At 74.0% G+C, this 13,426-nt stretch carries 15 protein-coding genes; 10 read left to right on the top strand and 5 right to left on the bottom strand.

The genetic code is table 11. The features are described from left to right. Positions 1 to 44 precede the first annotated feature (44 nt). Complete coding sequence (locus ACIBW6_RS34455) at positions 45 to 965, top strand: LysR substrate-binding domain-containing protein (protein WP_399066814.1); 921 nt, start codon at positions 45 to 47, stop codon at positions 963 to 965. A 129-nt stretch (positions 966 to 1,094) separates the two neighbouring features. Here the strand turns inward: ACIBW6_RS34455 and ACIBW6_RS34450 are convergent, their stop codons facing one another. Continuing rightward, a complete protein-coding gene (locus ACIBW6_RS34450) occupies positions 1,095 to 1,562 on the bottom strand; it encodes a pyridoxamine 5'-phosphate oxidase family protein (protein ID WP_399066811.1) in 468 nt (155 codons plus the stop codon). Between the two features lie 162 nt (positions 1,563 to 1,724). Here ACIBW6_RS34450 and ACIBW6_RS34445 point away from each other — a divergent pair, with 162 nt between their 5' ends. Further along, the gene (locus ACIBW6_RS34445) at positions 1,725 to 2,366 is read left to right on the top strand and encodes a cysteine hydrolase (RefSeq protein ID WP_399066809.1); all 642 of its coding nucleotides are present in this window, start codon (positions 1,725 to 1,727) and stop codon (positions 2,364 to 2,366) included. Here ACIBW6_RS34445 and ACIBW6_RS34440 read toward each other — a convergent pair. Then, positions 2,353 to 2,808, bottom strand: coding sequence for a Rieske (2Fe-2S) protein (locus ACIBW6_RS34440; RefSeq protein WP_399066807.1), 456 nt, complete (start codon positions 2,806 to 2,808; stop codon positions 2,353 to 2,355). The genes ACIBW6_RS34445 and ACIBW6_RS34440 overlap by 14 nt on opposite strands. 106 nt (positions 2,809 to 2,914) lie before the next feature. Between ACIBW6_RS34440 and ACIBW6_RS34435 the strand changes: the two genes are divergently transcribed. From ACIBW6_RS34435 to ACIBW6_RS34405, 7 genes are all read left to right on the top strand, one after another. Next, entirely contained in the window at positions 2,915 to 3,751 is an 837-nt protein-coding gene (locus tag ACIBW6_RS34435; protein WP_399066805.1) for a HipA family kinase, read from the top strand. Continuing rightward, positions 3,748 to 4,131, top strand: coding sequence for a DUF3037 domain-containing protein (locus ACIBW6_RS34430; protein ID WP_399066802.1), 384 nt, complete (start codon positions 3,748 to 3,750; stop codon positions 4,129 to 4,131). The genes ACIBW6_RS34435 and ACIBW6_RS34430 overlap by 4 nt, the downstream gene beginning before the upstream one ends. 144 nt (positions 4,132 to 4,275) lie before the next feature. Continuing rightward, positions 4,276 to 5,037 carry a 3-oxoacyl-ACP reductase FabG gene (fabG, locus tag ACIBW6_RS34425; RefSeq protein WP_399066800.1) on the top strand — a complete coding sequence of 254 codons (762 nt, stop codon included), beginning with the start codon at positions 4,276 to 4,278 and terminating at the stop codon, positions 5,035 to 5,037. 17 nt (positions 5,038 to 5,054) lie between these two features. Continuing rightward, positions 5,055 to 5,822, top strand: coding sequence for an SDR family oxidoreductase (locus ACIBW6_RS34420; protein ID WP_399066798.1), 768 nt, complete (start codon positions 5,055 to 5,057; stop codon positions 5,820 to 5,822). Positions 5,823 to 6,006: 184 nt separating this feature from the next. After that, positions 6,007 to 7,584, top strand: a complete 1,578-nt coding sequence (locus tag ACIBW6_RS34415) for an ABC transporter substrate-binding protein (RefSeq protein ID WP_399066796.1) — start codon at positions 6,007 to 6,009, stop codon at positions 7,582 to 7,584. Between the two features lie 128 nt (positions 7,585 to 7,712). Further along, positions 7,713 to 8,396, top strand: coding sequence for a uracil-DNA glycosylase (ung, locus tag ACIBW6_RS34410; RefSeq protein WP_399066795.1), 684 nt, complete (start codon positions 7,713 to 7,715; stop codon positions 8,394 to 8,396). Positions 8,397 to 8,486: 90 nt separating this feature from the next. Beyond that, entirely contained in the window at positions 8,487 to 9,065 is a 579-nt protein-coding gene (locus ACIBW6_RS34405; protein WP_399066793.1) for a hypothetical protein, read from the top strand. A 49-nt stretch (positions 9,066 to 9,114) separates the two neighbouring features. Here ACIBW6_RS34405 and ACIBW6_RS34400 read toward each other — a convergent pair whose 3' ends face one another. Next, positions 9,115 to 9,576 carry a hypothetical protein gene (locus ACIBW6_RS34400; RefSeq protein ID WP_399066791.1) on the bottom strand — a complete coding sequence of 154 codons (462 nt, stop codon included), beginning with the start codon at positions 9,574 to 9,576 and terminating at the stop codon, positions 9,115 to 9,117. 231 nt (positions 9,577 to 9,807) lie between these two features. Here ACIBW6_RS34400 and ACIBW6_RS34395 point away from each other — a divergent pair, with 231 nt between their 5' ends. Next, entirely contained in the window at positions 9,808 to 10,713 is a 906-nt protein-coding gene (locus tag ACIBW6_RS34395; RefSeq protein ID WP_399066789.1) for a Gfo/Idh/MocA family protein, read from the top strand. Between the two features lie 218 nt (positions 10,714 to 10,931). On the opposite strand, the gene lnt is transcribed toward ACIBW6_RS34395, so the two are convergent. Both lnt and ACIBW6_RS34385 read right to left on the bottom strand, forming a co-directional pair. Then, positions 10,932 to 12,518, bottom strand: coding sequence for an apolipoprotein N-acyltransferase (gene lnt, locus ACIBW6_RS34390; protein WP_399066786.1), 1,587 nt, complete (start codon positions 12,516 to 12,518; stop codon positions 10,932 to 10,934). 111 nt (positions 12,519 to 12,629) lie between these two features. Then, entirely contained in the window at positions 12,630 to 13,100 is a 471-nt protein-coding gene (locus ACIBW6_RS34385; protein ID WP_399066784.1) for a nuclear transport factor 2 family protein, read from the bottom strand. Between the last annotated feature and the right edge of the window lie 326 nt (positions 13,101 to 13,426).

The raw sequence follows: 13,426 nt of genomic DNA, 5'->3' as shown, positions 1-13,426 counted from the left end.
GCACAAGCGAGATTCCTTGCCCGGTATCGCTTAGCATCGCTTACATGTTGAGTCTGGAGCGGCTACGGGTGCTGGACGCGCTCGCCCGGCACGGTTCGGTGAGCGGCGCCGCCGACGCCCTGCACGTCACCACCTCGGCCGTGTCGCAGCAGATGGCGAAGCTGGAGCGGGAGGTGGGCCAGCAGTTGCTGGCCAAGCACGGCCGCGGGGTCCGGCTCACCGACGCGGGGCGGCTGCTCGCCGAGCACAGCGGGCGCATCCTCTCGCAGGTCGAGCTGGCCCAGTCGGACCTGGAGGCCCAGCGCGGCCGGGTCGTCGGCGAGCTGCGCCTGTCCGCGTTCCCCACCGCCGCGCGCGGGCTCTTCCCGGGCGCGCTGGCCGCCCTGCGCGCCGACCATCCGCAGCTGCGGGTGCGGTCCCGGGAGCTGGAGCCGGAGGCGGGGATCGCGGGGGTGATCCGCGGCGACCTGGACATGGCCGTCGTGCTCGACTGGCACAACAAGCCGATGCCGCTGCCCGGCGGGCTGGCGAAGGCGGGCATCCTCGACGACCCGGCGGCCATCGCGGTGCCCGAGGGGCATCCGCTCGCGGACCGCGCCGAGGTCCGCCTGGAGGACTTCGCCGGCGACGAGTGGATCACCTGGGGCGACGGGGAGTTCTGCCACGAGTGGCTGCTGTTCACGCTGCGCGCCCAGGGCGTCGAGCCCAAGGTCGGCCACCAGGCCGCCGAGACCCACACCCAGCTCGCCCTCGTCGCCGCCGGACTGGGCGTCTGCGTGGCACCGCTGCTCGGCCGCGAGCCGATACCGGCGGGCGTCGTGACGGTGCCGGTCCGCCAGCAGGTACGGCGCCATGTGTACGTGGTCTGGCGCGCGGACGCCGACCGCCGGCCCTCGATCCGGGCGGCCGTGGAAGCGCTCCAGAAGGTGGGCGCGGACCTCGGCAGGTCGGCCGACAGCGACTGACCCGCGCGAGCGACCCACGCCCCGGGCCTCGCTCGCACCGCCCCCGCACGGACCGGCCCACGCCACGGGCCCCGCCCGTACCGCCCCGCACAGTCCCGCCCCAGACCGGCGGCGAGGGCGCCCCACCTCCTACAGATCCGCCAGTTTGCGGAAGTCCCAGGACGTGATCTTGTCGGGGGTCAGCCGCGCCCAGGCGTGCCGGCCGTCGTGGAACATCTCGGCCATGCCGAAGTTCTTCCGCGCGAACTCCCGCTCCACCGCTTCGAGTTCGGGACAGGGCTCGCCCGTGCGCGGGGACTCGCCGACGAACGCGACGCGCCCGGACAGTTCCACGCCGCGCAGCTCCCCGTACTCCTCGCCCGCGTCGACCACCACGGCCGCCCGCCCGTCGGCCCGCAGATCGGCCCAGCGGCGGCTGCGCGCCAGCGAGTACAGCCACAGCGACGTCCCGTCCCACACGAACCAGAGCGGGCTGACGTGCGGGGTGCCGTCCGCGGACACCGTGGCCACCCGGCAGGTGCGCTGCCCGGCGAGGAACGCCTCCCGCTCCTGCGGGCTCATCATGATCCGGCGGCCCCGGCGCTGCGTGGCGGTCATGGGCACTCCCTGTCGTCGACTGACGCTGCGTCAGGAAGGCAGCATGCGGCCTCTTCCGCGCCCACGCAATGGTGGCTAGTCTCCAGCATCCGTCGAACGCCGGACGGGACGGTCCGGCGTGCCGCCCGACCGCCGACGCACCTGGGACGTACAGGGGGAGCCATGCCGACGCGCGAGAACCTTGCCGAACTGCTCGACCCGGCGAGCACCGTCCTGCTCACCGTCGAATGCCAGCAGGGCGTCGTCGGGACCGACAGCGCGCTGCCCGAACTGGCCGCGCAGGCCCGGTCGTCGGGTGCGCTGGTCCACGTGGCGCGCCTGGTGGCCGCCGCCCACGACACCGGGGTCCAGGTGCTGCACGCCGTGGCCGAGCGCCGCCCCGACGGCCGCGGCGCCAACCGCAACGGGCGGCTCTTCCGCGCCGCCGAACGCCTCCCCGTCCAGCAGCTCCGGGGGACCTCGGCCGTCCGGATCGCGCCGCCGATCGAGGTCGCGGACGAGGACCTCGTCGTGCGCCGCCTGCACGGACTCTCCCCGATCGCCGGCACCGACGTCGACCCGCTCCTGCGCAACCTCGGCTGCCGCACCCTCGTCGTCACCGGTGTCTCCGCCAACGTGGCGATCCCGAACGCCGTGTTCGACGCGGTGAACCTCGGCTACACCGTCGTCGTCCCCAGGGACGCGATCGCGGGGGTGCCCGCCGACTACACCCCCGCGATGATCCGTCACACGCTCGCCCTGGTCGCCACCGTCACCACGACACCGGACGTGCTCGCGGCATGGAAGCGCCCTAGGCGAGGCTGATCGAGTCGCCGCTGACCGTGATCTTCTTCTCGGGCAGCGGCCGGGTGGCCGGGGGACTGGTGACGCTGCCGTCCGCGATGGAGAACTTGCTGCCGTGGCACGGGCAGTCGATGCTGCCGTCCGCCACGCCGGTCACCGCGCACCCCTGGTGCGTACAGGTGGTGGTGAAGCCCTTGAACTCGCCCTTCTTCGGCTGCGTCACCACGACCCCCGCGTCGGCGAAGACCTTGCCGCCGCCCTCGGGGATGTCGGACGTCTTGGCGAGCTCCTTGCCCCCGCCGGCCCCGGCCGACGCGGCGTCGCCCGCGGGCTCGGACGAGCCGCCCTTCTCGTCGCCGCACGCGCTCAGCGCCGCCGCGAGCCCCACGGCGCCGACCGCCGCGACGACGGTCCGGCGGGCGGGCGCCGCGCCCAGGGGCGCGGAGTTCGGTGAAACGGTCATGCTCGGTTCCTTTCGAGGGGCGGGCCTGGATCCCGTGGGGGTGCTTACCCGTACGTGCCGTGATCCCGGAGCGTTCAACGGATCACCGATCTCCTAACCTGGGCGCATGCTCACCGACGTCACGGCGACCCGCTATGTCACCCCATTGAGGGAGGGCGGCTCGCTCCCCGGCCTGGTCGAGGCCTCCGACCTGACCTCCTACGTCATGAAGTTCACCGGCGCGGGACAGGGCCGCAAGACGCTCGTCGCCGAGGTGATCTGCGGGCAGCTCGCACGCCGGCTCGGCTTCCGGGTGCCGGAGCTGGTCGCGCTCGACCTGGACCCGGTGATCGGACTGGGGGAGCCCGACCCGCAGGTGCAGGAGCTGCTCAAGGCGAGCGGCGGCACCAACCTCGGGATGCGGTTCCTGCCGCGCGCGCTCGGCTTCGACCCGCTCGCGTACACCGTCGGGCCCGCGGAGGCCGGCCGGATCGTCTGGTTCGACGCGCTGGTCAACAACGTCGACCGCTCCTGGCGCAACCCCAACATGCTGGTCCACGGCGGCGACCTGTGGCTCATCGACCACGGGGCCACCATGATCTGGCACCACAACTGGCGCGGGGCCGCCGCCTGGACCGGCCGGCCCTACGACGCCACCGACCACGCGCTCGCCCCGTTCGGCCCCGACGTCGCCGCGGCCGCCGCCGCGCTCGCGCCGCTGGTCACCGAGGAGGTCCTCGGGCAGGCGGCCGCCGACGTGCCCGACGTCTGGCTCGCGGACGAGCCCGGGTTCGCGGGCCCCGACGCGGTGCGGCGCGCGTACGTCGAGCTGCTGGCCGAGCGCGCCGCGACCGTCCACGAGCGGGTCGAACTGCCCGGCACCACCGCGACCGGGCCCGCGCGCACGCCCGGCTGGGTGACACGCGGCGAGGCGCGAGCAGAGGCACGAGGAGAGGCACGATGAACGAGCGCGAGGTCTTCGAGTACGCCCTGCTGCGGGTCGTGCCGCGCGTCGAGCGCGGGGAGCAGATGAACGCGGGCGTCGTCCTGTACTGCCGCGCCCGGTCCTACGTCACCGCGCTCACGCACCTCGACGAGGCACGCCTCCTGGCCCTCGATCCGCAGGCCGACGTGGTGGGCGTCCGCGCCCTGCTCGACGCCGTCGAGCGGCACTGCCGGGGCGGCGAGAGCGCCGGTCAGGCCGCGGCCGACGACGCGGGACGCCGCTACCGGTGGCTGATCGCGCCCCGCTCGACCGTGGTGCAGCCGGGCCCCGTGCACACCGGTCTCACCGCGGATCCGGCGGCCGAGGCGGAGCGGCTGCTCACGCTCCTGGTGCGCTGAGCGGAGGGCCGAGTGATCAGGGGCACCCGGTGGGTACGTTGACACCGGGTGCCAGGGCTTCTAGCGTCACCCGCACAGGGTACTAAGCGGTCGCTCACCCGTTCCGGGGCGGCGGCCGCCCTCTAGGGCGAGGAGACCGAGAGCATGTCCACCACTGAGCAGCGCGTAGCGATCGTCACGGGAGCGGCGCGCGGCATCGGCGCCGCCACCGCCGTCCGGCTGGCCGAAGAGGGCCGCGCCGTGGCCGTGATCGACCTCGATGAGGCCGCCTGCAAGGACACCGTCGAGACGATCACCGCCGCCGGTGGCAAGGCGCTCGCCGTCGGCTGCGACGTCTCCGACGAGGCGGCGGTCGAGGGCGCCGTCGCGCGCATCGCCGAGGAGCTGGGCGCGCCCACGATCCTCGTGAACAACGCGGGCGTCCTGCGCGACAACCTGCTGTTCAAGATGAGCGCCTCCGACTGGGACACCGTCATGAACGTGCACCTGCGCGGTGCGTTCCTGATGTCCAAGGCCGTCCAGAAGCACATGGTGGACGCCAAGTTCGGCCGCATCGTGAACCTCTCCTCCTCGTCGGCGCTCGGCAACCGCGGCCAGGTCAACTACGCCGCCGCCAAGGCCGGTCTGCAGGGCTTCACCAAGACCCTCGCCAAGGAGCTCGGCAAGTTCGGCGTCACCGCCAACTCCGTGGCCCCCGGCTTCATCGTCACCGAGATGACCAAGGCCACCGCCGAGCGCGTCGGCATGGGCTTCGAGGACTTCCAGGCCGCCGCCGCCACGCAGATCCCGGTGCAGCGCGTGGGCCGCCCCGAGGACATCGCCAACGCCATCGCCTTCTTCACCGGCGACGCGGCGGGCTTTGTCTCCGGCCAGGTCATGTACGTAGCCGGCGGACCGCTCAACTAAGCCCGGAGGCAACGGACATGACGACTTCTGAACTCCCGCCCCTGTCCGGCAACGTCGCGCTGGTCAGCGGTGCCAGCCGCGGCATCGGCTACGGCATCGCCGAGGCCTTCGTCGCGCGCGGCGACCGCGTCTGCATCACCGGCCGCGGCGAGGACGCGCTGAAGGAGGCCGTGGAGAAACTCGGCTCCGACCGCGTCATCTACGTGGCGGGCAAGGCCCACGACGAGGCGCACCAGGCCGCCGCCGTCGAGCGCACCATGGAGGCGTTCGGCCGGGTCGACTTCCTCGTCAACAACGCGGGCACCAACCCGGTCTTCGGCCCGATGGCCGAGCTGGACCTGAACGTGGCCCGCAAGGTCTTCGAGACCAACGTCGTCTCCGCGCTCGGGTTCGCGCAGCAGACCTGGAAGGCCTGGCAGGGCGAGCACGGCGGCGCGATCGTCAACATCGCCTCCGTGGCCGGTGTCTCGGCCTCGCCCTTCATCGGCGCGTACGGCATGAGCAAGGCCGCCATGGTCAACCTCACGCTCCAGCTGGCGCACGAGTTCGCCCCGAAGGTGCGGGTCAACTCCATCGCCCCGGCCGTCGTGAAGACCAAGTTCGCGCAGGCCCTGTACGAGGGCCGGGAGGCCGAGGCGGCGGCGGGCTACCCGCTGGGCCGGCTCGGGGTGCCCGAGGACATCGGCGGTGCCGCCGCGTTCCTCACCTCGCACCAGGCCGACTGGATCACCGGGCAGACCCTCGTCGTGGACGGCGGCATCTTCCTCAACGCGGGCGTCGCCTGACCCGCGGCCGGGGGCGGGCGGCGGCTGCCGGCACCGGGTGACGCCGCCCGGCCGCCGACCCGCACAGTTACGCATCGTCCGACACCGTGACGTCGAAGTGCCCCGCCGGGAAGGGGAGTTGACCCGGCGGGGCACTGCGGTATGGTCTGCCGACTCTTGGCATGGCCGATCGAGGAGCGTGCGCGTGTTCAGACGGTTGCTTGCCCCACGGACCCTTGCGGTGACGGCGTCGACCGCCCTGGTCGCCGGGTGCGGCCTGCTGGAGTCCGGCGCCTCCGCGGACGAGGATCCCCTCGTGGTGGGCACCACCAGCGCACCGAGCACCCTCGACCCCGCGGCCTCCTGGGACGGCTCCTGGGAGCTGTTCCGCAACGTCTACCAGACCCTCGTCGCCTTCCCCTCGGGCGCGGCCCGACCCGAGGCCGACGCCGCCGCGTGCTCCTTCGCCGACAGCGGCAACCGCGTCTACCACTGCCGGCTCCGCGCGGGCCTGCGGTTCTCCGACGGCGACCCGCTCGACGCCGCGGCCGTGAAGTACTCCATCGACCGGATCCGCGCGATCGGCGTCAAAGGCGGACCGAACGGGCTGCTGGGCAGCCTCGACCGGGTCGAGACGCGCGGCGGGCGCGACGTCACGTTCCGTCTGCGCAAGCCGGACGCGACGTTCCCGTTCGTGCTCGCCACCCCGGCGATGTCGATCGTGGACCCCGCGGAGTACCCGGCCAGGAAACTGCGCACGGACGGCCGGGTCACCGGCTCCGGCCCGTACGCGCTGGAGGCGTACACGGACGGCAAGGAGGCGCGGCTCGTCCGCAACTCCCACTACAAGGGCTTCGCGGACCGCAAGAACAGCGCCGTGACGATCCGCTACTTCCAGCGGTCCTCCGAGATGGTCGCCGCCCTCAAGGCCAAGAAGATCGACGTCACCTTCCGCGGACTCGCGGCCGAGGACGTCGTCGACCTCCAGGGCGGGCGCGGCGCCGAGGGCCTGCAACTCGTCGAGGGCGCCGGTACCGAGATCAGCTACCTGGTCTTCAACCCGAAGGACCCCTGGGCGGGCAAGCGCGCGGTGCGCCGGGCCATCGCGCAGGTCGTCGACCGCGGGGCCATCGCGCACGAGGTCTACAAGGACACCGTCGAACCGCTGTACTCCATGGTCCCGCGCGGCCTCGCCGGTCACACCACCGACTTCTTCGACGACTTCGGCAACCCGAGCGCCGCCAAGGCGGCCGGAATCCTCGCCGCGGCGCACATCACCGCACCGGTGCCGCTCACCCTCTGGTACACCACCGACCGCTACGGGTCGGCGACCGAGCCCGAGTTCGCCGCGCTCAAGGAGCAGTTGGAGGCGTCGGGACTGTTCACGGTGACCCTCAAGAGCCGGCCCTGGAAGACGTACGAGCAGGGGTACCGCGCCGGGGAGTACCCGGTGTTCGGGCGCGGCTGGTTCCCCGACTTCCCGGACGCCGACAACTTCATCGCGCCGTTCGTGGGCGAGGAGAACGCGCTGAACACGCCGTACGAGTCGCCCGAGATCACCGACGAGCTGCTGCCGCAGGCGCGCGGCGCACGCGACCGGGGCGCCGTGGTGCGGCAGTTCGAGCAGGCGCAGCGGATCATGGCCGACGACGCCCGGCTGCTGCCGCTGTGGCAGGGCAAGCAGTACATCGCCGCGAGCGAGGAGGTGTCCGGCGGCGAACGCGCCCTCGACCCGTCGGCGATCATGATGATGTGGGAGCTCCGGCGCAAGACCAGCTGGTGAGCCGGGGCCCGGGTGCGGGGCGGTCGTTGTCAGTGGGCGCCGGTAGGTTCGTGGGTATCGAGAACCGGTTGCTCTCGGGGGGACCCGCGCGCGGCCGGACAGGTGCCCGTACCCCGGAGGTTGTTGACGTGACCGACACCGCGATGCTGCCCGAGTCCTGGCGCGGCGTCCTCGGCGAGGAACTGCAGAAGCCCTACTTCAAGGAGCTCACCGAGTTCGTCGAGGAGGAGCGGGACAGGGGGCCCGTCTACCCACCGCGCGAGGAGGTCTTCGCCGCGCTCGACGCGACGCCCTACGACCGGGTGAAGGTCCTCGTCCTCGGCCAGGACCCGTACCACGGGGAGGGCCAGGGACACGGCCTGTGCTTCTCGGTGCGGCCGGGCGTGCGGACGCCGCCGTCGCTGCGGAACATCTACAAGGAGATGCAGGCCGAGCTGGGCACGCCGATCCCCGACAACGGCTACCTGATGCCCTGGGCCGAGCAGGGCGTACTGCTGCTGAACGCGGTGCTGACGGTCCGGGCCGGCGAGGCCAACTCGCACAAGGGCAAGGGCTGGGAGAAGTTCACCGACGCCGTGATCCGCGCCGTCGCCGACCGCTCCGACCCGGCCGTCTTCGTCCTGTGGGGGAACTACGCGCAGAAGAAGCTGCCGCTCATCGACACCGAGCGGCACATCGTGGTGAAGGGTGCGCACCCCTCGCCGCTGTCGGCGCGCAAGTTCTTCGGCTCGCAGCCTTTCTCGCAGATCAACGAGGCGGTGGCGGCGCAGGGCCACGAGCCGATCGACTGGCGCATCCCGGATCTGGGCTGAGCCGCGCCTGACCGTGACGGCCGACGGCGGCCGTTAGCGTCGGACACCGCGACCGGCGCGCGACCGGTCGACGATCTTCTGGAGGAGCCGGTGGCACAGCAGCGCGAGCAGGCGGCGGACGACGCCATGATGACCCGCATCGGACAGGTGGTCATGCTGGCGCACGCCGGGGACCGCGAGGAGGCGCGCCAGCGCTTCCTCGGACTGTGGGCGGAGATCGGCGCGGACGGCGACCCGCTGCACCGCTGCACCCTCGCGCACTACATGGCCGACACGCAGGACGACCCGGCCGACGAGCTGGCCTGGGACCTGCGGGCGCTGTCCGCCGCCGACGGGCTCACCGGCGAGCGGCTCGCCGCGCACGAGGAGTCCCTCGCGCTGCGGGCCCTGTACCCGTCGCTGCATCTCAATCTGGCGGCGGACTACGTGAAGCTGGGCCGTCCCGGCGCGGCCCGGAGCCAGCTGGCCCGCGCCTGGGCGGTGGTCGACGCGCTCGGCGACGACGGGTACGGGGCAGGGGTCCGCGCCGCCCTGCGACGGCTCGAACAGCGGGTGGCCGCACTGCCGGACAGCGGGGCCGACGAGGACGACGGCTCCGCCGGCCCACCCGGCCGTAGCCCCGGCCGCCCCGGCGGCGATCCGCTGGGACCACCGCGCAGCGGGACCTGAGGGGGCGCTGCGCGGCGGGTCCAGGGGCGCCGCGACCCCGCGGTGTCGCTCAACCGCCGTACGCGCCGCGGCAGATGACGGACTGCGGGCTGTCCGGGTCCCAGCCGCCGTACTTGCGGCCCAGCGCACAGACGTCGGTGGTGGTCGGCGGCGCCTTCGGGGTGGCCGCCGGGGCCGGCGCGCGGCGCGGTGCGGGGGTCCGGGCCGCGGGACGCGGTGCCGCGCGCCGCACCGGTGCCGCAGGCCGCGGCGGCGGGACCGGCGCGGCGGTGCGCGGGGCGGCCGGGGCCGGGCGCGGCGACGGGCCGGTCCGTTTCAGCGCCTCGCGCGCGGGGGCCTGGACCAGCGGCCGCCCGGCGTGGCCCTCGGGACGGGGCACGGGTGCCGTGACGGACGGACCGGACGGGTCCGGGGCGACCGGGGCGCGGACGCTCACGCATCCGGACGCGGTGGCGGTGACGGCGGCGGCCGCGGTCAACAGGAGCGCGGCTGAGCTGGGCTTTCGGAGCACCCGCGCCACTCTGCTGGACACGGTCGCGGCAAGGGAACCCGAGCGGACGAGGTTGGCCCGCACGGGTGACGGGCCGCTGCCGCGGTGGACGGAGGGCGGGTGGATCGGAGGGGGCGGGGTGGTGCGGTGCCGGGCAGGACGGGTGCGGGGCCACCGCCCCGGCGGGCCCGCGCCCCGCCCCCGTATGCTGCGCGGACGCGACGGGGCACGGCTACAGAGGAGTACACGGACGTGAAGGTCGGCTGCATCGGACTCGGGGACATCGCGCAGAAGGCCTATCTGCCGGTGCTCACCACGCTGGCCGGGGTGGAACTGCATCTGCAGACCCGGACGCCGGCGACCCTCACGCGGGTCGGCGACCAGTTCCACGTCCCGGCCGGGCGGCGCCACACGGACCTGGACGCGCTGCTGGCGCAGGGGCTCGACGCGGCCTTCGTGCACGCGCCGACCGCCGTGCACCCCGAGATCGTGACGCGGCTCCTGGAGGCGGGCGTCCCCACGTACGTCGACAAGCCGCTCGCCTACGAACTGGCCGACTCCGAGCGGCTGGTGCGGCGGGCCGAGGAGGACGGCGTCAGCCTGGCCGTCGGTTTCAACCGGCGGCACGCGCCCGGGTACGCGCAGTGCCTGGAGCACCCGCGCGAGCTGATCCTGCTCCAGAAGAACCGGGTCGGGCTCCCCGAGGAGCCGCGCTCGATGGTCCTGGACGACTTCATCCACGTCGTCGACACCCTGCGCTTCCTCGTGCCCGGCACCATCGACGACGTCACCGTGCGCGCCCGCGTCGAGGACGGCCTGCTGCACCACGTCGTGCTCCAGCTCGCGGGGGACGGCTTCACCGCGCTCGGCGTCATGAACCGGCTCAGCGGCTCCACCGAGGAGATCCTGGAGGTGTCCGGCCAGGACACCAAGCGACAGGTCGTCAACCTCGCGGACGTCATCGACCACAAGGGCCAGCCCACCGTGCGCCGCCGCGGCGACTGGGTCCCCGTCGCCCGCCAGCGTGGCATCGAGCAGGTCGTGCTCGCCTTCCTCGACGCCGTCCGCGGGGGCCGGGTGCTCAGCGCCCGCGACGCGCTCGCCACGCACGAACTGTGCGAACGGGTCGTGCGCGAGGTGGCACTCCGCACGGGCTGACGCACGGGCCCCGCACGGGCTGGCACGCGGGCCCCGCACGGGCTGGCACGCGGGCCCCGCACGGGCTGGCACGCGGGCCCCGCACGGGCTGGCACGCGGGCCCCGCACAAGCTGACGCACGGGCCCCGCACAAGCTGACGTACAGGCCCCGCACGAGCTGACGCACAAGAGCCCCGCACGGGCTGACGTACGCGCGCCCGCCACGGCGCCGGGCCGGCTCACCGGCTCTGGCCGACTCCGACCCGCACCACCTCCGCGGGCCGCGGCCGGCGTCGCAGCAGGCGGGCCGTCTCCGCCGCCGCGAGGGCCAGCAGCGCCGCCACCGCTACGTGCACCGGCCAGTCGCCGAACCGGACGTACAGCGTCGTGCCGTGGGCCGTCGGCACCGTGTACACGCGGGCCGCGCTCGCCGAGGTGGCCAGCAGGCCGCCCACGCGCTCGCCGCCGGGCCCGTACGCGGCGGAGACGCCGGTCAGCGTCGCGTGCACCATCGGCCGGCCGGTCTCCGCGGCCCGCACCGCGGCGAGCGACGCGTGCTGCGCGGGCGCCCAGCTGTGCTGGAACGACGACGTCGACGACTGGGCCAGCAGGACCCGCGCCCCGTCCCGGGTCAGCGCGCGCGTCATGTCCGGGAACGCCGACTCGAAGCAGACCAGCGGCCCGATCCGCAGCGTCCGCCCGCCGTGCCGGGCGTCCATGACGACCTGCCGGGTGCCGCGCATCCGGTCCTCGCCCGCCGCCTTCCCGACCGAGGTCGCCCAGCCGAGCAGCGAGCGGGCCGGCACGTACTCGCCGAAGGGGACGAGCCGCATCTTGTCGTAGTGCTCGCCGGTCGGCCCGTCCGGGCCGATCAGCACCGAACTCTTGAAGATGCCCTGGCCGCCGGTCGCGTCGGCGGAGGGGCGGCGCGCGTCCACGTTGACCAGGACGTCCGCGTCGACGGCGCGGGAGAGCGCCGCGATCCGGCGGGCCAGGGCGGGCTGTTCGGTCAGGTCGTGGCCGACGCTGCTCTCCCCCCAGACCACCAGGTCGACGTCCCGCCCGGCCAGTTGCCGGGTGAGGGCCTCCTCGCGGGCGAACCGGCGCTCCGCGCTGTCGGCGCCCGCAGTGCCCTTGACGATGCCCGGCTGCACCACCGCGATCCGCACCTGCCCGTCGGTCTCCGGGCGCGGAGCCCACGCCCAGGCCGCGCCCGTGACGGTGGCCGTCGCGACGAGCCCGGCCACCGCGGGGGCCCGCGTCCCGGGCGCGACGACCAGCACCATGAGCGCCGTGTTGACCCCCACCACGAGCAGACTCACCAGCCACACGCCGCCCACGGAAGCCAGCCGCAGCGCCGGTGCCGACTGCCACTGGCTGGCCCCGAGCATCCCCCAGGGGCCGCCCAACCCCTGCCAGGAGCGGACCAGTTCGACCATCAGCCAGGCCGACGGGACGGCCACCAGCGCGGCCCCGGCCCGGGCCGCGGAAGGCGCCCCGCGCAGCAGCCGGCGGACCAGCAGCCCCCAGGGGGCCCAGAGCGCACCGAGCAGCGCCGCGATCACGACCGTGAACACGTGCAGGCTCGGCAGCAGCCAGTGGTGCACCGCGAGCATGAACCCGAGACCGCCGAGCCAGCCGTCCAGGGCCGCGCGCCGCGGGGACACGGCGGAGCGCGCCAGCAGCATCCAGGGCACCAGTACGACGTAGGCGCACCACCACAGGGACGGCGCGGGGAAGGCGAGCGCGGGCAGCGCGCCCGCGAGGACCGCCGCGGCCCCGCGCCACCAGGGCGACGTGTCCAGCCGCTGCCGCCATCGCCCCATGTGCCCGCGCCTCCCCGTCCGTACGACACCCGGCGACGCCCGCCGCGTCCCCCCAGTGTGCGCGTCGCGCGCGATCAAGGACAGGGGCGGCGGTCCGTGCGGGGGAGCGGGTCAGGCACCGGGAGCGGCCCGCTCGGGGGTGCGCCGCCACTTCTCGTGGACGGTCACCCGGTGCAGCCGCCAGCCGCCGGGCGTGCGCACGAGCCCGAAGGCGTAGCGGCCGCCGCACACGAAGTCCGGGGCGGTGCCCTCGCCGGCCAGGCGCATGGGATTGACGTAGTCGGCCTGGACGCGGGCCGTGTCGCCGATCTCCCGGTCGACGGAGTCGAACCGCACCAGCCGGTTCACGATCAGGTGCTGGCGCATCGGGAACAGCTCCATCGTGGACGCCAGCCAGCGCGCGATCTGCGCCGCGCTGCCCTCCACGCCGCCGGCGTCCCGGTAGTCGGCGCGCCCGTCCGGCGCGAACAGCGCGCGGTAGGCCGCCCAGTCCCCGTCGTCCACGGCCACGGCGTACCCCGTCACCAACTCGTCGACCGCGAGCCGGTCCAGGACGGTCGCCAGTTCCACGCGCTGCGTCATCGGCCAAGTGTCGAGCCCCCGGTGTTCCCCCGCCAAGAGGCGTGCGCCACCGGGCTGTGCGCCGCTAGGGCCTGTCTGACAATTCCCGTCGTCGCCCGGAGGGCGGCCCCGCGGCGTCTGGTGCGTGCTCTCGGCGTGCCGGGTGCAAGGCCTCGTACTGGACGTACTTGGCCTTGCGCCCGGTGCGGCGAGAGTGCGTGCCAGGCGTCGTGGGGCAGACGGGAATTGTCAGACAGGCCCTAGTAGTGCTTTGTTACGTGGTCTTGTCGTGGTGGGTGGGTGGTAGTTCGCTGGCTGTATGAGGGCTGGGGAGCTTGCCGCGGTGC

Origin of the sequence: Streptomyces sp. NPDC049813, assembly GCF_044465085.1 — a bacterium.
In the GTDB taxonomy this organism is placed as follows: Bacteria; Actinomycetota; Actinomycetes; order Streptomycetales; family Streptomycetaceae; genus Streptomyces.
Note: the sequence above shows the minus strand (reverse complement) of the source record. Positions and strands in the feature narration are given on the sequence as shown.

Bases quoted from the DNA above. Each gene is read 5' to 3' on its own strand.
- ACIBW6_RS34455 (WP_399066814.1), top strand. From the start codon at position 45: ATGTTGAGTCTGGAGCGGCTACGGGTGCTGGACGCGCTCGCCCGGCAC.
- ACIBW6_RS34450 (WP_399066811.1), bottom strand. From the start codon at position 1,562: ATGACCGCCACGCAGCGCCGGGGCCGCCGGATCATGATGAGCCCGCAG.
- ACIBW6_RS34445 (WP_399066809.1), top strand. From the start codon at position 1,725: ATGCCGACGCGCGAGAACCTTGCCGAACTGCTCGACCCGGCGAGCACC.
- ACIBW6_RS34440 (WP_399066807.1), bottom strand. From the start codon at position 2,808: ATGACCGTTTCACCGAACTCCGCGCCCCTGGGCGCGGCGCCCGCCCGC.
- ACIBW6_RS34435 (WP_399066805.1), top strand. From the start codon at position 2,915: ATGCTCACCGACGTCACGGCGACCCGCTATGTCACCCCATTGAGGGAG.
- ACIBW6_RS34430 (WP_399066802.1), top strand. From the start codon at position 3,748: ATGAACGAGCGCGAGGTCTTCGAGTACGCCCTGCTGCGGGTCGTGCCG.
- fabG (WP_399066800.1), top strand. From the start codon at position 4,276: ATGTCCACCACTGAGCAGCGCGTAGCGATCGTCACGGGAGCGGCGCGC.
- ACIBW6_RS34420 (WP_399066798.1), top strand. From the start codon at position 5,055: ATGACGACTTCTGAACTCCCGCCCCTGTCCGGCAACGTCGCGCTGGTC.
- lnt (WP_399066786.1), bottom strand. From the start codon at position 12,518: ATGGGGCGATGGCGGCAGCGGCTGGACACGTCGCCCTGGTGGCGCGGG.
- ACIBW6_RS34385 (WP_399066784.1), bottom strand. From the start codon at position 13,100: ATGACGCAGCGCGTGGAACTGGCGACCGTCCTGGACCGGCTCGCGGTC.